Source organism: Streptomyces sp. NBC_01257, from assembly GCF_035917255.1.
In the GTDB taxonomy this organism is placed as follows: Bacteria; Actinomycetota; Actinomycetes; order Streptomycetales; family Streptomycetaceae; genus Streptomyces.
This window is the reverse complement of sequence record NZ_CP108472.1, coordinates 5,106,281-5,129,398: the sequence shown is the minus strand read 5'-3', so window position 1 is coordinate 5,129,398 and position 23,118 is coordinate 5,106,281. Positions and strand designations below refer to the sequence as shown.

Annotated in this window: 19 protein-coding genes; 6 read left to right on the top strand and 13 right to left on the bottom strand. The window is 71.6% G+C overall.

The genetic code is table 11. The annotated features are described in order from the left end of the window. Positions 1-80 precede the first annotated feature (80 nt). Positions 81-689: a response regulator transcription factor gene (locus OG408_RS22145; protein WP_266781129.1), complete on the top strand. Its 609-nt coding sequence runs from the start codon at positions 81-83 to the stop codon at positions 687-689. A 6-nt stretch (positions 690-695) separates the two neighbouring features. Here OG408_RS22145 and OG408_RS22140 read toward each other — a convergent pair whose 3' ends face one another. Further along, positions 696-1,376 carry an NADH oxidase gene (locus OG408_RS22140; protein WP_266781127.1) on the bottom strand — a complete coding sequence of 227 codons (681 nt, stop codon included), beginning with the start codon at positions 1,374-1,376 and terminating at the stop codon, positions 696-698. A gap of 201 nt (positions 1,377-1,577) precedes the next feature. On the opposite strand from OG408_RS22140, the gene OG408_RS22135 reads away from it, so the two are divergent. The 5 genes from OG408_RS22135 to OG408_RS22115 all read left to right on the top strand — a co-directional run bounded on the left by OG408_RS22135 (position 1,578) and on the right by OG408_RS22115 (position 8,780). After that, positions 1,578-3,491, top strand: a complete 1,914-nt coding sequence (locus tag OG408_RS22135; protein ID WP_442806055.1) for a 2-oxoacid:acceptor oxidoreductase subunit alpha — start codon at positions 1,578-1,580, stop codon at positions 3,489-3,491. Then, positions 3,484-4,545, top strand: coding sequence for a 2-oxoacid:ferredoxin oxidoreductase subunit beta (locus OG408_RS22130; protein ID WP_326671538.1), 1,062 nt, complete (start codon positions 3,484-3,486; stop codon positions 4,543-4,545). Before OG408_RS22135 ends, OG408_RS22130 begins: the two co-directional genes overlap by 8 nt. Continuing rightward, on the top strand, positions 4,542-4,865 hold the full coding sequence (gene fdxA, locus OG408_RS22125) for a ferredoxin (protein ID WP_266781124.1): 324 nt from the start codon (positions 4,542-4,544) through the stop codon (positions 4,863-4,865). Before OG408_RS22130 ends, fdxA begins: the two co-directional genes overlap by 4 nt. Positions 4,866-5,023: 158 nt before the next feature. Further along, positions 5,024-6,091 carry an AfsA-related hotdog domain-containing protein gene (locus OG408_RS22120; RefSeq protein ID WP_266781122.1) on the top strand — a complete coding sequence of 356 codons (1,068 nt, stop codon included), beginning with the start codon at positions 5,024-5,026 and terminating at the stop codon, positions 6,089-6,091. Between the two features lie 49 nt (positions 6,092-6,140). Then, a complete protein-coding gene (locus tag OG408_RS22115) occupies positions 6,141-8,780 on the top strand; it encodes an AfsR/SARP family transcriptional regulator (RefSeq protein ID WP_326671534.1) in 2,640 nt (879 codons plus the stop codon). A 62-nt stretch (positions 8,781-8,842) separates the two neighbouring features. Here the strand turns inward: OG408_RS22115 and OG408_RS22110 are convergent, their stop codons facing one another. The 12 genes from OG408_RS22110 to OG408_RS22055 all read right to left on the bottom strand — a co-directional run bounded on the left by OG408_RS22110 (position 8,843) and on the right by OG408_RS22055 (position 22,936). Further along, positions 8,843-9,862 carry an alpha/beta fold hydrolase gene (locus tag OG408_RS22110; protein WP_285573784.1) on the bottom strand — a complete coding sequence of 340 codons (1,020 nt, stop codon included), beginning with the start codon at positions 9,860-9,862 and terminating at the stop codon, positions 8,843-8,845. Further along, complete coding sequence (locus OG408_RS22105) at positions 9,859-10,041, bottom strand: hypothetical protein (protein WP_266781116.1); 183 nt, start codon at positions 10,039-10,041, stop codon at positions 9,859-9,861. Before OG408_RS22105 ends, OG408_RS22110 begins: the two co-directional genes overlap by 4 nt. Further along, a complete protein-coding gene (locus OG408_RS22100; protein ID WP_266781114.1) occupies positions 10,038-11,111 on the bottom strand; it encodes an alpha/beta hydrolase in 1,074 nt (357 codons plus the stop codon). Before OG408_RS22100 ends, OG408_RS22105 begins: the two co-directional genes overlap by 4 nt. Before the next feature lie 132 nt (positions 11,112-11,243). Further along, complete coding sequence (locus tag OG408_RS22095) at positions 11,244-12,122, bottom strand: 4'-phosphopantetheinyl transferase family protein (RefSeq protein WP_285573779.1); 879 nt, start codon at positions 12,120-12,122, stop codon at positions 11,244-11,246. Beyond that, positions 12,049-12,900 (bottom strand): 2-oxo acid dehydrogenase subunit E2, encoded by an 852-nt coding sequence (locus OG408_RS22090; protein ID WP_266781110.1) that lies wholly within the window; start codon positions 12,898-12,900, stop codon positions 12,049-12,051. Before OG408_RS22090 ends, OG408_RS22095 begins: the two co-directional genes overlap by 74 nt. After that, on the bottom strand, positions 12,897-13,145 hold the full coding sequence (locus tag OG408_RS22085) for an acyl carrier protein (RefSeq protein WP_266781108.1): 249 nt from the start codon (positions 13,143-13,145) through the stop codon (positions 12,897-12,899). Before OG408_RS22085 ends, OG408_RS22090 begins: the two co-directional genes overlap by 4 nt. 13 nt (positions 13,146-13,158) lie before the next feature. Continuing rightward, entirely contained in the window at positions 13,159-14,193 is a 1,035-nt protein-coding gene (locus tag OG408_RS22080) for a 3-oxoacyl-ACP synthase III family protein (protein WP_266781106.1), read from the bottom strand. Next, on the bottom strand, positions 14,190-17,237 hold the full coding sequence (locus tag OG408_RS22075) for a type I polyketide synthase (RefSeq protein ID WP_326671529.1): 3,048 nt from the start codon (positions 17,235-17,237) through the stop codon (positions 14,190-14,192). Before OG408_RS22075 ends, OG408_RS22080 begins: the two co-directional genes overlap by 4 nt. Then, positions 17,237-17,515: an acyl carrier protein gene (locus OG408_RS22070; protein ID WP_123524458.1), complete on the bottom strand. Its 279-nt coding sequence runs from the start codon at positions 17,513-17,515 to the stop codon at positions 17,237-17,239. The genes OG408_RS22075 and OG408_RS22070 overlap by 1 nt, the downstream gene beginning before the upstream one ends. A 57-nt stretch (positions 17,516-17,572) precedes the next feature. Continuing rightward, positions 17,573-19,357: an acyl-CoA dehydrogenase gene (locus OG408_RS22065; RefSeq protein ID WP_266781101.1), complete on the bottom strand. Its 1,785-nt coding sequence runs from the start codon at positions 19,355-19,357 to the stop codon at positions 17,573-17,575. Between the two features lie 11 nt (positions 19,358-19,368). Continuing rightward, the gene (locus tag OG408_RS22060) at positions 19,369-21,144 is read right to left on the bottom strand and encodes an acyl-CoA dehydrogenase family protein (RefSeq protein WP_285573766.1); all 1,776 of its coding nucleotides are present in this window, start codon (positions 21,142-21,144) and stop codon (positions 19,369-19,371) included. A gap of 1 nt (position 21,145) precedes the next feature. After that, positions 21,146-22,936, bottom strand: coding sequence for a fatty acyl-AMP ligase (locus tag OG408_RS22055; protein ID WP_285573764.1), 1,791 nt, complete (start codon positions 22,934-22,936; stop codon positions 21,146-21,148). Positions 22,937-23,118 lie beyond the last annotated feature (182 nt).

Here is a 23,118-nt window from a genome sequence, read left to right as displayed (position 1 = left end):
TCACCGTCGGGAACCGGCCCGGATGCCGTACCATCGCCCCGCGTGCGGCGCGGGGGCGTGGCCGGAGATCGGGGGACACGGTGATTCGGATTCTGTTGGCCGAAGACATGAACATGGTCCGCGGGGCACTGGTGGCACTGCTCAATCTCGAGGACGACTTCGAGGTCGTGTGCGAGCTGGAGCGCGGGGACGAGATCGTGGCCGGAGCCGTGGAGCACCGGCCGGATGTCGCGGTCATCGACATCGACCTGCCGGGTATGGACGGACTGACAGCGGCGACCGAGCTCCGCGAGCGGCTGCCGCAGTGCCACACGCTGATCCTGACCAGTCTCGGCAGGCCCGGCACACTGCACCGCGCCATCGGAGCCCAGGTGTCGGGCTATCTCCTCAAGGACGCCCCGCCCAAGGAACTCGCCAACGCGGTACGGCGTGTGGCCGCGGGACACCGGGTGGTCGACCCGCAACTCGCCGTCTCCGCATGGGGCGTGGGCCCCAACCCGCTGACACACCGGGAGACCGAGGTGCTCAGGCTGGCCGCGAAGGGCGCGGAGCCACCGGAGATAGCGGCCTCGCTGCACCTGTCGACCGGCACCGTGCGCAACTACCTGACGACCATCCTGGCGAAGCTGAACGCCCGCAACCGGGTCGACGCCATCCTCATCGCCCAGGAGTCGGGCTGGCTGCTGTGACCGGGTTCAACCCTCGCCGTCCCACGGCTGGTTGACGGGCGGAGGCGCCGCACGGCCCGGTTGTTCGTCGCCCACCGGGGCCGCCATGCCGGCCGCCGCCAGATACCCGAGGATGGCCTCCGTCACCTCGGCGGGCAGCGGCAGCGCGGCCGACGCCGCGTCCGGAGTGATGGGCCAGGCGAGCAGGCCGACGACCCAGACCGCTTCGGGGCGGTGCAGCTGGACCCGGTGCGGTGATCCGGTGGCCTCCAGGACGAACCCCGCCTTCTCCAGGGTGAGGGACACTCCCCCGGGCAGCCTCAGCCGCCGCCGGGCCGGCACGCGCACGGGTGCGAACGTGGCGTGCCTGGACGTGGCGGACACCGAAAGCAGCGGGCCGTTGAGGTCGTCGATCCCCAGGGTCCGCACGATCAGGTGGGAGAGCGGGCGCAACGTCGGCAGCAGCACCAGATACGTACTGCCCTCGCCGTCCGTGTCCTCGGCCTCTTCCTCGATGTTCGCCAGGAGAACCGGGCCGAGCTCCATCCGCCGCAGGGCCTCCCGGACCAGCGGACCGGGTCTGCTGATCCGCTCCGTGCCCAGCCGGCCCCGCAGTACGAGCACCTCTCCGGTCTCGTCCGGTTCGACCACGACGTCCTCGCGCAGGGACCACAGATCGACCGTGTGACTGCCGGTGGACCGCGCCATGGCGCCCCTCTTTCGTCAGCTGGAGACACCGTCGATTCTGACTCCGTGCACGGCCGGTTCACAGCCACGAGGCCACGTACCGGGGGTGAAGATCTCATACCCGGAGGTCGCGCCCGGGCGCTTTGGCAGGTCACAAGTGCACCTTCCTACGGTGCGGTCTGCAGGACGACAAGCCGAGTCGACGGGAGAGGAGGGCGGCCGGTGGCCGTTCACACAGCCGGGGCGCGTGGAGGAGAGCCGCCGCCGCGAAGTCACGTGGCGGGGAAGGAGGTTCGTCGTCTGGATCGGGTGATCATCCGTTTCGCGGGTGACTCCGGGGACGGTATGCAGCTCACGGGTGACCGTTTCACTTCGGAGACCGCGTCCTTCGGGAACGATCTCTCCACGCTGCCGAACTTCCCCGCCGAGATCCGAGCCCCCGCAGGAACCCTGCCGGGCGTCTCCTCCTTCCAGCTCCACTTCGCCGACCACGACATCCTCACCCCCGGCGACGCCCCCAACGTCCTGGTCGCGATGAACCCCGCCGCACTGCGGGCCAACATCGCCGACGTACCACGCGGCGCCGAAATCATCGTCAACACCGACGAGTTCACCAAACGCCCCATGGCAAAAGTCGGCTACGACACCAGCCCGCTGGAAGACGGGTCCCTGGAGGCCTACAACGTCCACCCGGTGCCACTGACCACCCTCACGATCGAGGCACTGAAGGAGTTCGGGCTCTCCCGCAAGGAAGCCGAACGCTCGAAGAACATGTTCGCGCTCGGACTCCTCTCCTGGATGTACCACCGCCCCACCGAAGGCACCGAGACGTTCCTGCGCGCCAAGTTCGCCAAGAAACCACAGATCGCCGAAGCCAACGTCACCGCGTTCCGCGCCGGCTGGAACTTCGGCGAGACGACCGAGGACTTCGCCGTCTCCTACGAGGTCGCACCCGCCACCCAGGCCTTCCCCACCGGCACGTACCGCAATATCTCGGGGAACCTCGCCCTGTCCTACGGCCTGATCGCCGCCGGCCGACAGGCCGACCTGCCCGTCTACCTGGGGTCCTACCCGATCACTCCGGCGTCCGACATCCTGCACGAACTCAGCAAGCACAAGAACTTCGGCATCCGCACCTTCCAGGCCGAGGACGAGATCGCGGGCATCGGCGCCGCACTCGGTGCGGCCTTCGGCGGAGCGCTGGGAGTCACCACCACCTCCGGGCCCGGGGTCGCCCTCAAGTCCGAGACCATCGGCCTCGCCGTGTCTCTCGAACTGCCCCTGCTGATCATTGATATCCAGCGGGGCGGGCCTTCCACGGGGCTGCCGACCAAGACCGAGCAGGCCGACCTCCTCCAGGCCATGTACGGGCGCAACGGCGAGGCACCGGTGCCGATCGTCGCGCCGAAGACCCCGGCCGACTGCTTCGACGCGGCACTGGACGCCGCCCGGATCGCCCTGACCTACCGCACCCCGGTCTTCCTCCTGTCCGACGGCTATCTGGCCAACGGATCCGAGCCGTGGCGCATCCCGGAGACCGACAGCCTTCCCGACCTGCGCGTCCAGTTCGCCGGCGGACCCAATCACGAACTGGCCGACGGCACCGAGGTGTTCTGGCCCTACAAGCGCGACCCACAAACTCTCGCCCGCCCCTGGGCCGTCCCCGGCACCCCCGGCCTCGAACACCGCATCGGCGGCATCGAGAAACAGGACGGCACCGGCAACATCTCCTACGACCCCGCCAACCACGACTACATGGTCCGCACCCGACAAGCGAAAATCGACGGCATCCAGGTCCCCGATGTCGACGTCGACGACCCGGCAGGCGCCAGGACCCTGGTACTGGGCTGGGGCTCCACCTACGGACCCATCACCGCCGCCGTCCGCCGCCTGCGCTCAGCCGGACGCCCCATCGCCCAAGCCCACCTACGGCACCTCAACCCCTTCCCTCGCAATCTCGGCGAAGTGCTGAAGCGTTACGACAAGGTGATCGTCCCGGAGATGAACCTCGGACAGCTCGCCACCCTCATCCGGGCCAAGTACCTGGTGGACGCACACAGTTACAACCAGGTCAACGGCATGCCGTTCAAGGCCGAGCAGCTCGCGACGGCCCTCCAGGAGGCCATCGATGCCTGAGACCAACGAACTCCTCCAGCTGGTCCCGAAGACCGAGGCCAAGCAGTCCATGAAGGACTTCAAGTCCGACCAGGAAGTGCGCTGGTGCCCCGGCTGCGGTGACTACGCGGTTCTCGCCGCCGTCCAGGGCTTCATGCCCGAGCTCGGACTGGCGAAGGAGAACATCGTCTTCGTCTCCGGCATCGGCTGCTCCTCCCGCTTCCCGTACTACATGAACACCTACGGAATGCACTCGATCCACGGCCGCGCCCCGGCCATCGCCACCGGACTCGCCTCTTCCCGGCGGGATCTGAGCGTCTGGGTGGTCACCGGCGACGGCGACGCCTTGTCGATCGGCGGGAACCACCTCATCCATGCCCTGCGCCGCAACGTCAACCTCAAGATCCTCCTCTTCAACAACCGGATCTACGGACTGACCAAGGGCCAGTACTCCCCCACCTCCGAGGTCGGCAAGATCACCAAGTCCACGCCGATGGGCTCGCTCGACGCGCCCTTCAACCCGGTGTCCCTGGCCATCGGGGCGGAGGCGTCCTTCGTCGCCCGCACCGTCGACTCCGACCGCAAGCACCTCACCAGCGTGCTCCGCGCAGCGGCCGACCACCCCGGCACAGCACTCGTGGAGATCTACCAGAACTGCAACATCTTCAACGACGGCGCCTTCGAAGTCCTCAAGGACCGCGAGCAGGCCCAGGAAGCCGTCATCCGACTGGAACACGGCCAGCCGATCCTCTTCGGCACCGACAACTCCAAAGGCGTCGTGCGGGACACCCTGACCGGTGACCTGAACGTGGTCGCGGTCACCGAGGACAACAAGTCACAGATCCTCGTCCACGACGCACACGCCCCCAGCCCCACGACCGCGTTCGCCCTGTCGCGCCTCGCCGATCCCGACACCCTGCACCACACCCCGATCGGCGTGCTCCGCAGCATCGAACGACCCGTCTACGACACCCTCATGGCCGACCAACTCGACACCGCGGTCGAACAACTCGGCAAGAGCGATCTGGCCACTCTGCTCGCCGGCAACGACAACTGGACCGTGGAGGCTCCATGACGTACGTCATCGCCCAGCCCTGTGTGGACCTCAAGGACAAGGCGTGCATCGACGAGTGCCCCGTGGACTGCATCTACGAGGGTCCGCGCAAGATGTACATCCACCCCGACGAGTGCGTCGACTGCGGGGCCTGCGAGCCCGTCTGCCCGGTAGAGGCGATCTTCTACGAGGACGCGCTGCCCAATGAATGGGCCGGGTACGCGGCCGCCGACCAGGAGATCTTCGTTCCCCTGGGGTCACCGGCCGGGGCCGCCTCGTTCGGCGTGTTCGCCGAGGACCACCCCACTGTCGGGGCGGAGCCGGTGCGCGAGGCCGGCTGAGCCGCTGCCGGGACGGGCCGGGGTGTCCGGAGCACCTCGGCCTCCCGTCCTTCTCCCCTGGTTCTTCAGTGGGAAGGTCCACGGTGGAGGAAGCCATATTGAGCCATTTGCTTGACGCCACCGTCGAAGAGCCGTCCGCACACTCGCAAAGGATCTTCATGGACATCGCTTCCCCGACCTCCGCTGTTGGGCAGTCCTCCGGCCCGCGGACCGGCGGCACCACGCACCCCGCTCCCCTGCCCGCGCCCTCACCTTCGGCGTCGTTTCTCGGCCCCCACCACCTGGTGCACTGCCCGGACACTCCGGAGGCATTCGTGCTCGCCTCGACGGTCCCGGTCCGGCAGCACTTCGCCTTCTCCACCGAGATTCCGCAGAGCAACCCGCTGTTCTCCGACGCCACCGCGCCGTTCCACGACCTGCTGTACCCGGTCGAGTCGTTGAGGCAGACGGCGGTCTTCGCTGCCGGGCGGTACTTCCGGGTGCCGGAGAACCGGCGGACGCTCGTCTCCTCCGGCGCCGCGGTGATCACGGACGTGGCTCCTTGGCAGCGCTCCCGTCCCAGCGGCCAGCTCACGCTGGACCTCGATCTGACACCGACCGAGGTGGTGAAGGGCGTGCCGCGCGGAATGCGGTGCCGCGCGGCGGTGAGCATCGACGGTACGCAGTGCGGCACCGCCGAGGCCCGGCTCGTCTTTCTGATGCCGGGGGTCTACCGCAACCACCGCAAGCAGGGCCGCCGGGAGAGCGAGGGGGCCGGCCGCGGCAACAGCGGGCTCCCGCCGGGCCACAGCACTCCCGCGCCCGAGCTGGTCGGCCGGGCCTCCGCCCGCAACGTCGTGATCGGGCTGCCCTTCGACGAGTCGGAGGAGCGGCTGACGTTTCCGGTCGACGTGCCCGCGGCCCGGGAGGTGCTGCCCGACACGGGGCCTGAGGTGCCCGCCTCGCTCTTCCTGGAGGCCTCCCGGCAGGCCGCGCTGTTCGCCGCCGGTGAGCTCTACGGCTTCGCACCCTCCTACACCTTGCTGACGAACTGGCGCGCCACGTTCCGCGGTTTCGCGGAGCCCGGACTGCCGCTGCGCTGCTCCGTGCGGCCGCTCGGTGGGTACACCGATTCCGACTTGCGCCGGAACGCGTCCGGGCAGCCCGTCGCGGAGCTTCAGCTGACCTTCTTCCAGGGGTCGCACGTGGTGGCGAGCGTCGCGGCGTCCGTCCTGCAGATCTGCTGATCGGCCCGTTCCGGCCTCGCGCCGCCGGAGGGCCGCAAGGGAGCACACCATGCGTTTTCATGTGCTGGGCCCGGTCCGGATGGAACAGAGAACCCCGTCCGCCGCCAAGCCCAGAATCGTCCTCGCCACGCTTCTGGTCCAGAGCAACAACGTTGTCTCCACCCACAGCCTGATCGACGAGCTGTGGGGCATGGAGCCGCCGCGCACCGCCGCGACGACGCTCCAGGTGTACGTGTCGCAGTTGCGCAAGGCACTCGTCGACGCCGGCGACGACCGGCAGCCGTTGCTGACCCGGCCGCCCGGCTACGTGATCCAGGTGCGCCCGGACGAGCTGGACCTCGCGGTCTTCGAGTCGCTGCGCACCCGGGGCCGGGCCGCGTACGAGCGGCGTGACTACGAGGCGGCCTCCCGGCTGCTCGGTGAGTCGCTGGCCCTGTGGTCGGGGCCGGCGCTGTCCGGGATTCCGCACGGGCCGTCGCTGGAGACGAACGCGATACGGCTCAACGAACTGCGCACGGAGGTGCTGGAGCAGCGGATCGCCGCCGATCTCCTGCTGGGGCACCATCAGGAGCTGATCGGTGAACTGATGGCGCTGGTGCACGAGTTCCCGATGCGGGAGACGCTGCACGCGCATCTGATGGTCGCCCTGTACCGGTCGGGCCGGGAGTCGGACGCCCTGCAGACCTACCACCGGGCGCGGCGGACGCTGATCGACGAACTGGGGGTCGAGCCCGGTCCGACGCTGACCCGGCTCCTCGACCGGGTGCTGGCCGCCGATCCCGGGCTTGCCTGGCACGACGCCCCGGTCCGGGAGTCCGGGACGGGTGCGGCGGCCCCGGCGGCCGGGCCGAAGGAGGCCGCGCCGCCGCACCGGCTGCCTCCGGTGACGGCGCACTTCACCGGCCGTACGGAGGAACTGGCGCGCGGGAGGAGGTTCCTGGCGGCCGGTGGTGCGGCGACGGACCGGGTGCTGGCCATCTCGGGCAGGCCCGGGGTGGGCAAGACCTCGCTGGCCGTGCAACTGGCACACTCCGCCGAGGGGTTCGCCGACGGCAAGGTGCAGATCGGGCTGCGGAACGCGGCGGGCGCGGCGGTGCCCGCGCCGGCGGCGATGGCGATGCTGCTGCGGCGTCTGTGGGCCGACGGCGCGGACGCGGCCGGGCCTCTCCCGGCGGGCACCGAGGAGCTCGGCGAGCTGCTGCACCGGCACACCCGGGGGCGTGAGCTGCTGCTCGTCCTCGACGACGTGGTGTCCGAGTCCCAGGTGCGGCCGCTGCTCGCGTCCGTACCGGACAGCATGGTGGTGCTGACCGGCCGGCGCACGCTCGCGGCACTGGACCACGTGCAGCATCTGGTCCTCGATGTGCTCAGTCCCCAGGAGGCCCGGCGGCTCCTGGTGGACGCGGGCGGGCCGCGCATGGCGCAGAATCCTGCGGCGGTGGCCGAGCTGGCCCGGCTGTGCGGCCGGCTGCCGCTCGCGCTGCGGGTGGCGGCCGGGAGTCTGACGGCCCGGCCGCACTGGACGGCGGGCGCGCTGGCGAAGCGGCTGGCCGACGAGCGGACCCGGCTGTCCGCGCTGACGCTGGGCGATCTGGACGTGCGCAGCGGGCTGCTGGCCGCCTACCAGGATGTCGGGAAGCCCGAGCGCGCGGCGTTCCGGCTGCTCGGCCTCGCCCCGCTGCCCGACTTCCGGCTGTGGACCGCGGCGGCGCTGCTCGGCCTGGATCCGCCGCAGGCGGAGCGCCGGCTGGAGAGTCTCGTGCGGGCCCATCTGCTGGAGGCGCGGCAGCAGACCGGGGCGCGGACTCCGGTCCACTACGGATTCCACTCGCTGCTGCGGTCGCTGGCCCTGGAGATACTGGCCGAGGGGCCCGCGTCCGTGGTGCCCGAGGCGACGGACCGGCTCGGCCGGGCGTGTGTCGAGCTGGCGCGCCGGGCGGACGCGCTGCTCACCCCGGGCCGGGACCGGCTGGCCGCGTCCGACGGTCTCCCGGTGGCGGGGCCGCCCGGCCTCTCACCGCTGGCGTGGTTCCGGTCGGAGGCCGGCGGTCTGCTGGATGTCGCCCGGCAGACCCATGCCGCGGGGCTGTGGCGGCTGACGTACGCCCTGGCGTCGGCCATGAGCGGGTACTACGAGGCGTGTGCCCGCTGGGACGACTGGCAGAGCTGCCACGATCTCGCGCTCGACGCCGCCCGCCGGGCCGAGGACGTGACGGCGGAGGCGGTCGTGGTGCGGTCCCTCGGTGATCTCGCCTGGCAGCGCCGGCAGTACGACCGGGCCATTGGCTGCTACCGGCGCGCCGGGCGGCTCTTCGCCCGGCAGGGTGACCGGATCGGGGCGGGCCGTTGTTCCTGCGGCGAGGCGGACGTGCTGTTCGGCCGCGGCAAGGTGGCGGAGGCCGGGAAGCACTACGCGCGGGCGCTGGCCGCGGGCCGGGCGGAGGGTGATGCCCGGGGTGCGGCGGACGCGCTGCGCGGGCTCGCCTTCGTGGCGCTGTGCGAGGGGCGGGCCGGCGATGCGCGGGGGCTGTTCGCCGAGTGTGCGGATGTGGCGGCCGCGGGGGGCGACGAGCGCTGGCACGCCTACGCCCGGCGGACCGCCGCTCTGGTGGCCGCGAACGGTGACGCGTCGTGGGCCCGGCTGGAGGTACGCCCCGGCGTCTGGCTGCTGGATCCGTCGCTGGGCTGAGGCGGGTGTGCCGGGCGGTGTGTGCGGAGCCGCCCGCCTGAGCCCACCCGCCGGGCCCGGTCCTACTGGGCGGGGCGCAGCACGCGGACCGCGGGGGCGGCGGCGTCCTCGCCGCGCCGGGGGCTGTGCACGGCCGGCCGGCGGCTGCGGAGCATCTGACGCCACTGCTCGGCGCTGTAGTCGGCGGGTTCCGTGGTGGCGATGAAGTCGCGTACGACCTGGAGGAAGCGTTCGGGGTCGCTGCGGAACGGGAAGTGTCCCGCGTCCTCGAAGATCTCCAGCCGGCTGCCGGGCATCGACACATGGCCCAGGCCCGCGTGCAGTGCGGGGACCACCTGGTCGCGTCCGCCCCACAGCAGCATGGTGGGCATGCCCTGGGCGAGGTAGCAGCGGTCGAGCATGGTGCCGACCTGGCCGCGCCAGTCGACCACCGCGCGCAGGGTGCGGATGAAGGCGTTGCGGGCGTGGGCGTCCGGCAGTGCGTCCACCACCCTGAGGAGGTCGGGGGCGTCGACGCCGAGGCCGCTGCCGAGGTGCTGCAGTATCTTGACCGCGATCTCGATCTGCCGGCGCATGGTCGGCAGCCGCAGTCCCTGGAGCAGGAACTGGGCGCCGGGCAGCGAGGCCGCGCGGAGCAGCGGGGTGACCTGGCGGCCGATGCCGCCGGTGCCGACGAGGACGAGCCGTTCGCAGCGCTCGGGGAACTGGTAGGCGAACTGCATCGCCACCGCGCCGCCGAGCGAGTGTCCGATGAGGGTGGCCCGTTCGATGCCGAGGACGCCGAGCAGGTCCCGCATCCCGTTGGCGTACGCGGCCAGTGAGTAGTCCGCCCGGGGCTTCTCCGACTCGCCGTGGCCCAGCAGGTCGGGGGCGACGACCCGGTAGGTCCTGGCCAGGTCCGGCATGATGTCGCACCAGGTCTCGGACGAGGCGCCGATGCCGTGGATGAGCAGGACGGCGTCGCCCTTGCCCGCCATCCGGAACGCCCGCCGGTAGCCGTGCACCGTGCGGTGGCGGAGCCGGATCGTCGACCCGGTGGCGGCGCGTCCGGGGGCCTTTCTGTGGTCGCTCACGTCGGTCATGCCTCCTCCGGGCGGGCGGTGCGGCGCTCGGACGCTCTGTGGCCGAACCGTTCGTGGACGGCGGGGGCGGAGAGCGTACGCGTGTGGGTGAGGTCGCTCTCGATCAGGCCGAGCGAGGCGAGACTGTGCCAGGGGCGTACGTGGGCGACCGAGCTCTTGGAATAGCGTTTGTCCGTCATGACTGCCTCCTTGACTGGTTGGCCGGCCGGGGACGGCTGGACGTGCGTCGTCGCGTGAGTCGTGCGCGGAGCAGTGATCCGATGAGCCAGCGCCGCATCGGGGCGAGGTGGGCGGGTGAGCCGTGCACGTCGTCGAAGGTCTTGATCCGCACGTCGGGTGCCGTGCGGAGCAGCAGCCGGTGGTCCGCCTCCGGGATGATCTCGTCGCGGCTGCTGGCCACGTAGCGCACCGGGACGGCGACGGCCCGCAGCTGTCCGGCGGTGAGGGCGAAGTCCGGGAGCCGTTCGCGCAGTTCGTCGCGGCCGTCCGACTCGGTGAGCCGGACGAGGGTGTCCGCGGTGATGCCCGGCACCTTCGGCCACCAGGCCTCGTCGGTGAAGAACTCGGCCACCGGGGCGCCCACGGTCAGTACCCGGCGGATGCGCGGGTCGTCGGCGGCGGCCCGCAGGGCGAGATGGCCGCTGAAGCTGAGCGTCAGCATGGAGGTGTCGGCGGTGTCGGCCCGGCCGGCCAGCTGGTCCATCAGGAAGGTGAGCAGCCGCCAGGAGTCGGGCCGGTAGGCGGTGGTGTTCTCGCCGACGCCGGGGAACTCGGTGACGACGGCGGCGAATCCGAGGCGCCGCAGCAGGGGCAGCAGCCGCGCCCACTGTTCCTTGACGCTGACGATGCCGCCCATCACGACGAGCAGGGGCTTCGGGCGTGCCGCGTCGAGGCCGGAGGCCCAGCACATCACGTCTCCGTCGGGGTGCTTCAGCTCCAGCCGTTCGATGTCCCGCTGTCCGCGTCGCCAGGTGTCGAAGGTCCGCACCCCCAGGCGCTGTGCCTCCTGCCGGGCGGGGTCGCCGTGGTGCGGGAACCGGGCGAGGGCGAAGTGGCTGCAGGCGGAGAGGAGTTCGCCGTCGTCGGCGGCGGCGCGTCCGGCGTCCGTCCACACCGCCGCCCAGGAGGCCGGGTCGCCGGCCGTGTCATTGGTGATCCGGCCGAGGAGCCGGTCGGTGTGCTGCGGGTCCATGCCCTGGCTGCGGGCGTGCAGCCGGGCGAACTCTTTCAGTTCCTCTAGGTGGTTCACGTCCCTCACCGTCCCGTCGACGTCGGCTGTCGCCGCTGTTCCTGGTGCCGTGACCGGCGATCCGGACTCATCCAAACGAGGGGCCCTAGCGGCCCGGTTGTGCCTGCGGGCGGGACGGGAGGGGGCCGGGGCTCACCACCATTCGTTGTCGGTGGGGGTCTCCGCGACGTCCTCGCCGAGTGCTTCGGTGAGGACGTCGACGATCATGCCGTCCAGCGTGGTGTGTGCCTGGGTGTCTCCCGTACCGCCGAAACCGGAGTCCCCGGCGGCGACACTGATGGTGTACTCGCCGTCCAGGTAGAAGGTGCGGAAGGCCCATTCGTTGCCGGTGCCGGGTGTGCCGTCGGGGCGGCGGACCTCCGTGGGGGTGCCGTCCGTCTCGAAGCCGAAGTCGGTGAAGCGGAACTGCATGCCCAGGCCGATGGCCTTGCTGTACGCCTCCTTGAGCGTCCAGAGCCGGATCAGTGCGGCGTCCCGTTCCGACGGGTCCATGGCCTCGACCAGTTCGATCTCGTGCGGGGTGCACAGATGGCGGCCGAGGCCGGGTCCGTAGAGCACGCGGTCGGAGCGTTCGGCGTCCACTCCGATGACCGCGCCGGTCGCGAGCCCCACCAGGAGCAGGTTCTCGGTGTGGCTGAGGCTGATCTGCACACCGTCGTAGCCGCGCAGGTACGGCCTGCCGGACGGTGTGTAGCCCAGCTCCACCGCCTGCGGCGGTACGCGGAGCGCCGCGGCGGCCGCGAACTTGAGGAGCACGCGGGACGAGGCGAACCTGGTGCGTACGTCCGGGTGGGTCAGGTCCAGGTAGCGCGCCCAGTCCCGGCCGAGGAGGGCACGCAGCCGCGGGCCGCCCGCCCGTTCCGGGCGCCAGTCCTCCAGCCGGGCGTACAGCACCGCGCAGGCGTGTTCCGCCAGGTCGGCTCTGACCCTGTCCCAGTCACCGTCGGGTCCGGAGATCAGAATCGGCTCGCCGAACGTCCGGCCCGGGGACTGTTTCCCTGGAGCCGTCATCGAAGTCCTCCATGGTCTGGTGGAGAGCGCTCAGGACGTCGGCCGCAGTGGCTCCGTCGATCACTCGGTGGTCGAAGGTGAGGCCGAGCCGCATCATCGGTGCCGGCACGACCCGGCCGTCGCGGACCACGGCACGGTCCACGATCCGCCCGGCGCACAGCGTGACGGCCGTGCCGCCCGCCGAATGGAAACCGTCGACGGTCCGGTGGCCGAGCGAGCTGACCGACACCGTGCCGAGAATGCCCGGCCGCTTGCCCGGGTCGCGCAGGGCGGCCCCGAAGGCGAGCCGGCCCAGCGGTGCGGGCAGCCGGCCGAGCATGCGCACTCCCTTGAACTCCGGCAGGTCGGCGGCCTGATCGCCCCGGTAGCGCTCCACGCGCTCCTGGATCTCGGCGAGGGACGCCGACTCCAGGCCGGGCACGAGCGCCGAGAGCACGCTGCGTTCCCCGTCGACGGGCCGGTCCAGGGCCAGCTTGGCCGTGACCGACCCGAACCGCATGACGCGCGGGCGGCGCAGGAATCCGGGCCAGCCCGGGGCCATCACCGCGTTGGCCTCGGGGTGGCGGGCGAGGACGCGCCCCGCGGAGTGCAGCAGATAGCTCACCACGGAGTGGCGCTCGCCGCGCTCCCGGGCGGCGGCGCGGTGTTCCTGGATCCGGGTCATGTCGATGTCGGTGTCCAGGTGCACCGGCCGCTGGTCGGCCGCCCACTCCAGGAAGTAGAGGGTGTGCCTGCGGCGGCGGACCGTGCGGGGTCCGCCGCCGGAATCGGTGCTCATGCCGGAACCGCCAGCTCGTAGATCTCCTTCAGGCTGCGCGCCTCCAGGACCTTGCCGACGGGCACCGGTGAGCCGGTGGCCTGTTCCACGGCGGTGACGAGCTTGAGCAGGTAGAGCGAGTCCCAGTCGGGCAGTTCGTCGAAGTCCGCGCCGAACTGCGCGTCGGTCAGCGGCACACCGAGCTCGTCACGGACCGTACGGATGAAGTCGTCGATGCTGTATCCGACGGGGGTGGCGCTGCTCATTTCTCCTCCAGGTTCATATCTTCTCCAGGGCGAATCCGGCCTTGATCCATTTGCTGGACTCGATGGCGACGGCGAGCGCCTTCTCCCCCGCCGACATCCTCGTCAGCGTCTTCTCGATCTGGAGGAAGGGCAGTGCGTTGCCGTTGTTGCCGGTGTCGGCGACGCAGGAGATCTCGTGTGCGGTGGGCACGTCGAGCTCCTCGGTGATCTTCCGGGTCATCCGGCCGGAGAGCTGCGGCGGGAGCAGGTAGTCCAGCTGTTCCGCACCCCAGTCGAGTTCGCCGAGGAGTTCCCAGAGGATCTCCACGGCCATGACCGGGACGTGCTGCTCGATGGCCTTGTAGTCCTCGGTGAGCGCCTGCCGGTCGTCGTGCCGGTCGGCGAGCCCGAACCATTCGATGACCTGTCCGGGCTTGCGGCCGAGGCCGGTGAACCGGTTGAGGACGTGGCGCAGGGCCACCCGCTGGCCGCGCGGTTCGGCGCTGACGACGGCGGCGCCCGCCCCGTCCCCGAACAGGACGAAGTTCACCAGGTCACTCGGTGCCGCTCCGGTCAGGTCGCGCTGGACGTCGAGGTGCTTGCTGCACACGTCACCGCCGATGACCAGGCCGGTGCGGTACTGCCCCGACGCGATCATGGTCTGGGCCAGGCCCAGCGCCTGGACGGCGCCGGCACAGCCCGACTGGAGCTGGAAGGTGGGCACCTGGTCGAGGCCGAGCTGGTCGGCGACGTTGTTGACGGTGGCGGGCATCAGGGTGTCGGGGGTGGCGGTGCCGAGCACGATGAAGTCGATCTCGCCCGGGTCGACGTCCGATGCGGCCAGCGCGCGCTCGGACGCCTGGGCGCACAGGTCCGCGAGCGACCAGCGGACCTCACCGGTTCCGAGGTCACGGGCGAAGTACCGGGTCCTGGTGCCGATGAACACCTCGATCCATTCCTCGTTGACGCCGAGCACCTTGGCGAGCTGGGCGTTGTCCACGGGTTCGCCCGGCAGGGCGGTGCCGACCGACACGATGTACGTCGTCGGGGTGGTGGTCTCCTGGGTCATGCGGTCCTCTCCTCGATGCCGGAGCCGGCGGCGGAGGCGTCACGTGCGCGCAGGTAGTTCACGAGGTCGCCGACCGAGGACAGGACGGGAAGCAGGTCCTGCACGGTGAGCGGGCCGATGCCCGTCAGCCGTTCCTCGATCCGGTTCTTGAGCTCCATGATCATCACGGAGTCGAAGCCGAGTTCCTCGTAGAGCCGCAGGTGCGGCGCGAGTTCGGCGGTCTCGTACCCGCCCACCTGCCCGATCGCCTCCAGCACGGCCTCGGACACGGGGTCCGGGGCGGCCGGGCGGTTCAGTGTGAGTACGGCGGTGGCCCGGTCCCTGCCCGGGGCGCCGGCGGTCTCCGGGGCGGCCAGCACCGCCGGGCCGTACGGGAAGTCGTCCCGCGGGGTCTCCACGGCCCGGATCGGGCCGCGGGTCCAGTAGCGGTGTTCGTCGCTGAAGGCGTACAGGGGCAGGCGCTGCGGGGTGCGTTCCCGCTCGGTGTAGACGGCGTCCCAGTTCGGGTCGAGGCCGCCGCGGTAGAGATCGGACAGTGCCTGGGCCAGGTCCCGGCCGCCGGACTCCGCGCCCCGTACGGGCAGGACGAAGGCGGGGCGCGGTCCCTGCCGGGGCGGGCCGAGCTTGCGTGCCATCGAGGCGAGGACCGGCGAGGGGCCGATCTCGACCGCCTGGTTCGCGCCGTCGTCGAGCAGCCCGGTGGCGGCGTCCGCGAACAGCACCGGCTGCCTGATGTGCGCCACCCAGTAGTCGGCGTCCATCGCCTCGCCGTCCAGCCGGCGGCCGTGCACGGTGGAGTACACGGGGAGGTCGGGGACCCCGCCGCCCACCTCGTCGGCAACCTTGGCGAATCGTTCCAGCATCGGGTCCATCAGATACGAGTGGAAGGCGTGCGAGACCGTCAGCATCCGCGTGCGGACCCGGTCGCGGCCGAGGTCCTTCTCGATCCGGCGCAGCGCCGACAGATCCCCCGACAGCACCACGGCCCGGGGGCCGTTGATCACCGCGATGCCCACCTGGTCCTCGCCCGCCAGCCGGTCGGCGAGCTCCTCGCGTCCGGCCAGCACGGCCAGCATGCCGCCGCCCTCGCGGAGTTCCTGCATCAGGGCGCCCCTGGCCGTGATCAGCCGGGCCGCGCCGTCCAGCGGGAACACCCCGGCCAGGCAGGCGGCGGCGTACTCGCCGACGCTGTGGCCGAGCAGCGCGCCGGGCTGGACACCGAGCTCCTGGAGGGTGCGCCCGAGGGCGTACCCGACGGCGAACAGCGCGGGCTGCGCCCACGCCGTCCGGTGCACCGCCTCGTCGCCGTCCAGGATCAGATCGCGTACGGACCGGCCGGTGTGCGGCAGGAGCGCCGCATCCGCCTCGTCGAGGAACCGCCGGTAGAGCGGGGCGTCCTCGTACAGCCCCGCGGTCATCCGCGGGAACTGGGACCCCTGGCCGGTGAAGAGGAACGCGGTGCGCGGCCGGCCGGTGGGCGCTCCGGTGAGACGCGCCAGCAGATCCGGGTCGGCGGCGGCCTCGCGCAGCCCGCGCACCAGCTCACCGGTGTCCCCGGCCGGCACCGCGAACCGGTACCGGTGACCGGACTTGACCCGGTTCCCGGTCCAGCTCAGCGGGCCGACCGGCACCCGCCGGCCCGACAGCGCGTCGGCCTGGCTCAGCAGGTTGCGGCGCAGCGCGTCCGGGGTGGGCGCGGTCAGGGTGAAGACCGCGGAACCGATGCCGGTGTCCGCCTCTCCTCCGGGAGGGGCGGACCGGGGGCGGACCGCGTGGGCGGGCGCGGACTCCAGCACGGCATGCGCGTTGGTGCCGCCCATGCCGAAGCTGCTCAGGCCGGCCAGCGTCGGCGTGTTCGCCAGTTTCAGCGGTGCCTTGAGCAGCCGCAGACCGTGCTCGCGTAGCTTCAGCTGCTGGTTCTCCTTGGCCGAGAACCGGCTGGGGGGCACGGTGCGGTGGTGCAGGGCGAGCGCCACCTTGATGAGCCCGGCGATGCCGGCCGCGCCTTCGGTGTGCCCGAGGTTGCCCTTGACCGAGCCGAGGGCCATGGGCTTGCCGGTGCGGCCCGCGTGGTGGTGGCCGAGCGCCTTGACCTCCATCATGTCGCCGAGCGCGGTCCCGGTGCCGTGTCCCTCGGTGAACACGACGTCGGCGGCCTCGACACCGGCCCGTTCGTAGGCGGCCTCCAGCACCTCCTGCTGGGCCCAGCGGTTGGGGGCGGTGAGCCCGTTGCTGCGGCCGTCCTGGTTGACGGCCGTGCCCCGGATCACCGCGTACACCTGCTGGCCGTCGGCCAGCGCGTCCTCCAGCCTGCGCAGGACGACGGCTCCGACGCCCTCTCCCCGGCCGATCCCGTTCGCCTCGGAGCTGAACGGCTTGCACCGGCCGTCCGGTGCCGACAGACCGGCCTGGGTGTAGAAGATCGACAGGGCGGGGGTGAGGGCGACGTTGACGCCGCCCGCGATCGCGTGGTCGCACTCCCCCGCGAGCAGCGCGTTGGCCGCCAGGTGCACGGCGACCAGCGAGGAGGAGCAGGCCGTGTCGACGGCGAGGCTCGGTCCCTTGAGGTCCAGGTGGTACGAGATCCGGTTGGCGGTCATGCAGTAGCCGTTGCCGGAGCCCGCCTGGGCGGTGACCCGGGCGTAGTCGGTCAGGTGCAGCTGCGCCCATTCGTTGCCCATGATGCCGACGAAGACACCGGTGCGGGTGCCCGCCAGCCGCTGCGGCGGCAGTCCCGCGTCCTCGACGGCCCGCCAGGCGCACTGGAGCAGCAGCCGCTGCTGGGGGTCCATGGCGGCCGCCTCGCGCGGCGAGATGGTGAAGAACTCGTTGTCGAAGGCGTCCGGGTCGTCGATGAACCCGCCCTCGGTGGTGTTGGAGTGCCCCTCGGCTCCGGTGGGCGAGTGGAAGTCGGCGGCGTCCCAGCGCTGTCCCGGGACGTGACCGACCCCGTCCCCCGACCGCATCAGGAGCTCCCAGTAGGCCCCGGCATCGGGCGCCTGCGGGAACCTGCAGTCGATCCCGACAATGGCGATCTCGTTCATCAGGCAGTCCTCACCCCGTCGGCGAACGTCTCCATCAGGTGCCCGGCCAGCGCCGCCACCGTCGGGTAGTCCCAGGCCACGGTCGGTTCCAGTACCAGGTCGAAGTCCTCCTCGATGTCGCCGCACAGGCTGAGTGCGGCCACCGAGTCGAGGCCGTACTCGGCGAGCGGCACGGCCGGGTCGATCTCGCCCGGCTGCCGCTTCAGGTACAGGGCGATGCGCTCGGCCAGCCACGTGGTCAGCTCTTCGGTGGTGTGTCCGGTGGTCGGAACGGGCATGGTGCACTCCTCGGCGAGGGACGGACGGTGCGGCGGTTGCCGACCGGGCTCCGGCTGTCAGCCGGCCAGCGGGGTGTTGTACAGGTCGTAACTGCGGTTCTCGTGGAAGCGGTGGAGCACCTCTTCGTGCACCCTGCGCTCACAGGATTCGGGCAGGTCGGGCAGTGGCCGGCCCAGGCGCCGGCCGAGCCGGTGCAGAGCCGCTGCGGCCCATGCGGGGTCGGCGAGGAACGGGTCGTCACCGTCGCGGGCCTGCTGCCAGACGCCGATCACCGAGGCCGCTGCCAGCAGCACGGCGTACCGGTCCGCCAGGGCGAAGCTGCCCGGGCTCGCCAGGGCCGTGCGGTCCTGCGGTTCCAGGCCCCGGCTCTGCTCCTGGATCTGGCGGAGCTCGTCCATCATCCGCAGCGCCGAACCGTGTACGGCCCGCTCCTCGGGCGTACTGCTGGGCAGTTCGTCCACGGCCGCGACGAGCGAGGCGCTGAGGGAGTCCCGCCCGCTGGCGAGCGTCAGCCGGTCGAACGGGATGGGCGGCAGGTCCTCCCGGAACCGGAACAGGGTGGGCGGCGCCGGGTCGCCGGCGAACCAGGCGCGCTTCGCGAGCCGGGACAGCTGCGGGATGATGGTGGCCTGGCAGGCCGCGGACCCGGCGTGGCCGAGGCTGAGCACCGGCAGGTCCCGGACGTGCTTCTGGAAGATCCCGAACTCGCCCTCGCGGACGTAGAAGCGGGCGCCGAGGACGATCGAGAGGTCGTACATGGCGTCCGTGAGCATCTTCGGGACCAGGTACTTCACCGCGGCCGCGTACACGCTGGTCTCCTCCGGCAGCACGTGCACGGCGCGGGTGGCGGCGAGCGAGAGGCTGTCGCAGATCAGCAGGTCGAGGAACGCGGCGGACAGGGTGGCCCTGGCGTGCGGGATCTCCATGGCCGAGCGCCGGTACAGCTGCCGGCCGAGCGCGAAGCCGACGACCGTACGCAGGTTGGTGTCGGTCGCCCCGAGCGCCATGCCGGGGACCGCGCTGCGGGTGATCTGGAAGGCGCGCAGGGCGAGTTCGACGCCCTTGCCCTGCTCCCCGACGAGCGCGGAGGAGGGCACCTGGCAGCCGTCGAAGTCCAGGCCGGACAGATGGCAGCCGCGCACCCCCACCGCGTCGTAGCGGGGCAGGACGCGGTAGCGGTCCTCGTCGAGGCCGTCCCGCTCGGCGAAGAGCACGGAGTGGCTGCGGCTGCCGGGCGCGGGGTCGGTCCGGCTGAACAGCACCCAGGCCCTGGCCCGGTCGGCGTTGTTGATGACCTGCTTGGCGCCGTCCAGGCGGTAGCCCCCGGGCACCGGCTCGGCCCGGAACTCGTTGCGCACGAAGTCGTTGCCGTGGGCCAGCTCGTGGTAGGCGACGGAGACCTTGCCGCCGTCGAGCAGCAGCCGGGCGAGCCGTGAGCGCTGTTCGTCGTCGCCCGAGGCCCAGACGTTGACGCCCGCCATGAAGGAGGTGACTCCGTAGCCGAGCCCGAGGGCGATGTCCCGGCGGAAGACCTGGCGCATCACACGCACCAGCGTGTCGATCCGCTCCAGCCTGCCGCCGTGCGCCCGCGGCACGAAGTCGGCGTTGAGGACCAGTTCGTCGAGTGCCCGCTCGCCCGGCTCCGACAGCTCTCCGGCCTCGTCGGCCTCCAGGAGCCGGGCGTGGGAGACCTCGCCCCGCTCGTCGGTCGGGTCGCCCAGGCGCTGTTCCAGCTCGGCGACGCGGGCGACCACCCTGGCTTCCTGGCCGGCGTCGTGGGTCTCGTCAGGGGCGCCGGAAGACGCTCCATACGCTCCCGAGGCCGAAGTACCGATCAGCATGGCGTCCTCTCTCAGCTCGTTCCGGCAGTTGCGCCGGTGTGGTTCAGCGGGAGCCGTCCCGGCAGCTGCTGGGGCAGCAGCGAGAACAGCTCTCCGGTCCGGCGGCCGGCCCGCAGATGCGCCAGCAGCCCTTCGTACGCCTCGGGGTCACCGCTGCCGGGCTCACCGAGACGTTCGAGGATCCGGTCGAGCGCGGCACGCAGCCACAGGCCGTCCTGCCACAGCGCGGCGGTGGCGCCGCCGGCCGCCAGGCCCGAGCTGTGCACCCACAGTCCGATGCAGGCCGCCGCCGCGTAGCAGAGCGTGTACCGGCGCGCCAGGTCGAAGACCTCGGGCGGCACATCACCGATCAGGCCCTGCCGGCTCTCCATCTCGGTGTGCACCCGGCGCTCCACGGCGACCAGCCGCTCGGCGGACTCGACGGCGCCGCGCAGGGCCGGGTCGTCCTCGGCGCGCCGGCGCAGCTCGGCGACGGACGCGTCCAGGCCGGCCAGTACGCCGCTGCCGTGCCGGGCCACCAGGGAGAGCCGGGCCGGGTCCAGCGGCGGGACCGGCACCGAAAGGTCGTAGGCGGCCACCGCTCCCGCCTCGTCTCCGGTGCCGCGCCGCCTGCCGCGTACCAGCGAACGGAACTGGTTGACCAGCGAGTTGAGGTTGACCAGGGTGTTCCCGTCGAAGAGGCCGACGATCCGGTGGTCGCGCTCGATCTTCTGGAACATCCCGCCCGCGTACACGCCCTTGAGGAAGGCGCGGGCGCCGAGCACCCGGGTCAGTGCGGAGAGCACGCCCTCGGTGCCGCTGGGCAGCAGGTACTTGGTGACGGCCGCGGTGACGCTGAGCTCGTCCGTCTGGGTGTGCACGGCCCGGGCCGCGAACACGGCGAGCGCCTCGTGCAGCAGCACGTCGGCGGCCGCGGCGCTCAGCACCGACCTGGCCTGCGGGAGGTCGATCAGACGGCGTCCGTACAGCTCACGCTCCTCGGCGAAGTCCGCGGCGATCCGCAGCCCGTGGTCGGCGGCGCCGAGCGACAGGGACGCGCACATGGTGCGGGTGAGCTGAAGAGCCTTGAGGACCGTCTCCAGGCCGCCGCCCTCGGTGCCGACCAGGTCCTGCCGGTCCACCAGGGCGCCGTCGAAGGCGATACCGGAGATGTCGGCCCCCCGGATGCCGTGGGTGCGGACCTTGGGGAGGTGGCGGTAACTGCCCTTGCCGAGCTTCCTCTTGTCGACCAGGAGCACGCTGAACCCGCGCGGGCCGCCCGCCGGATCGGTGCGGGTGAGCAGGGAGAGCAGGCTGCCCCGGGTGGCGTTGTTGATCAGCCACTTCTCGCCGCTGACCAGCCAGCCCGCCTCCTCGCCCGTACCCGCCACGTCACCGGCCAGCAGGTCGCTGCCGTGGGCCCGCTCGGTGAGCCCGAGCGAGACCGGCACACCGGCCCGGACGTCCGCACCGAGCCGGCGGGCCTGCTCGGGCGTGCCCGACACCCATACGCACACCCCGCCGAGGTAGGTCTTGCCGTGGCCGACGGCCACGGTCAGATCCCGGCGGGCGACGGTCCGCATGAGCTGCAGCACCTGTTCGTAGCTGTGCAGCCGCCCGCCGTGCTCGGCCGGGACGTAGTAGTCGGTGAGGCCCCATTCCTCCAGCAGGCGGCAGATGTCGGCGGGGAACTCCTCCTTCTCGTCCAGCTCCACACAGCGCACGTGGGAGAACGGGCCGGCGGGGTCGCCGGGGTCACCGAGGAAGCGGTCGAGCTCCTCGGCGAGCCGGTAGGGCGGATGCTCCATGTCAGACCGCCGCTTCCAGTGGGCGGTCGGTGGCATCGGCGACGACCTCCCGGACGGCGGGTTCGAGCACCTCGTAGAGCGGGGTGATCGCGCCCTGCAGGAACAGCTTGCGCATCAGGGTGCGCTGGATCTTGCCGCTGGTGGTCTTGCGGATGGTGCCGGGCCGCACCAGCATCACGTTGCCCGCGGAGACGTTGAACTCCTTGCCGATCAGCGCCTGGGCGCCGGTGGCGACCGCGCGCAGGTCGGTGCTGACGGCGCTGGCCCGGACCTCCTGGACGATGATCAGGTGCTCCCGGTCGGTCTCCACCGAGAACACCGCGCCCGAGCCGAGGCCCAGCGAGGAATCGCTGGACTGGACGGCGCGTTCGACGTCCTGCGGGTAGAGGTTGCGGCCGGCGAAGATGACGATCTCCTTGAGCCGGCCGGTGACGTACAACTGCCCGCCCTCCAGGGCGCCGAGGTCACCGGTGCGCAGCCAGCCGCCCTCGTCGGGGCTGCCGTCGGCGCCGGTGATGTGCGCGTCGAAGATCTCCTCGTTGGTCAGCGGGCGCTTCCAGTAGCCGCTCGCGACACTGTCGCCCTTGACCCAGATCTCCCCGACGCCGCCTGCCGGCTGCTCCAGGAAGGTCTCCGGATCGACGATCCGCACCTCGAAGTCCTCGGCGTGCACCACGCCGCTGCTGACCAGGGTCCGGGAGCGGCCGTCGTCCGCCGGGTCGGCGAGCCGGCCCTGCTCCAGGGCGGCCGGGTCCACGGCCCGGTTCACCGGGCTGAGGCCGAGCGGGGTGCCGGACACCAGCAGTGTCGTCTCGGCCATGCCGTAGCAGGGGAAGAAGGACTCGGCCCGGAATCCGGCCGGCGCGAAGCGCTCGGTGAAGGCCTGCACCGTCTCGCGCCGGATGGGCTCGGCCCCGTTGGCCGCGGTCACCCACCGGGACAGGTCCAGGGTGGACAGCTGCTCGTCGCTGATGCGGCGCACGCACAGGTCGAAGGCGAAGTTGGGCCCGCCGCCGATGGTCACGCCGTGGTCGTCGATCATCCGGAGCCAGCGGTAGGGCCGCCTGAGGAAGGACGTCGGGGACATCAGGGCCGCCGAGCCGCCGATGTAGAGCGGGTGCAGGATGTGCCCGATGAGTCCCATGTCGTGGTAGAAGGGCAGCCAGCCGCCGAAGCGGGACTCGGCGGTGGTGCCGGCCGAGCGCTGGATCGCCGCCTCGTTGGCCAGCAGGTTGGCGTGGCTGACCATGACGCCCTTGGGCTCACTGGTCGATCCCGATGTGTACTGCAGGAACGCCAGGTCCTGCGGCGTCACCGTCGTCTCGGTGTAGGCACCGGCATCGCCGGCCGACACGTCGTCGGTGGCCAGGCAGACGACGTCCGTCATGCCCTCGGCCGCCAGCCAGGCGGATATCTCCGGGGCGTTGGCGGAGTCGGTGAGCACCGCGCGCACCTCGGCGTCCCGCAGGATGCCGGAGACGCGGGCGAAGTGCTGGCCCTGCTCGGTGGGGAGCGTGGCGGGCACCGCGACGGCCCCCGCGTACAGGCACGCGGTGAACGCCTTGATGAAGTCGGTGCCCGAGGGGTAGAGCAGCAGCACCTGGCGGCCGGCGGCCCCGCTGTCCTGCAGCCACGAGGCGATCCGGCGCGCTTCCCGGTCGAGTCCGGCGTACGTCAGGTGCTCCGGGGCCGAACCGCCGGCGTCGTCCCGCAGGAAGATGAAGGCGTCCTCGGCACCGAGCTCGGCGGTGCGCGTCAGGACGAGTTCCGTAAAGGTTCGGAAGCGTGTCAACGTCTTTCCCTGGCCTCTCCGAGATCCGTCGGCAAAGTGCCGGCGAAGGGTGTTCGGACAGGTCCGATCGTGCGTGTCCGCACTAAGGCATCGCTTGTGTCACCTGCGAGTTCGCCCGCTCGTCCGGGCATGCGGGAGCCTGCCGTCCACCCCGGGGGATGGGCGGACGGCAGGCGGTCTGG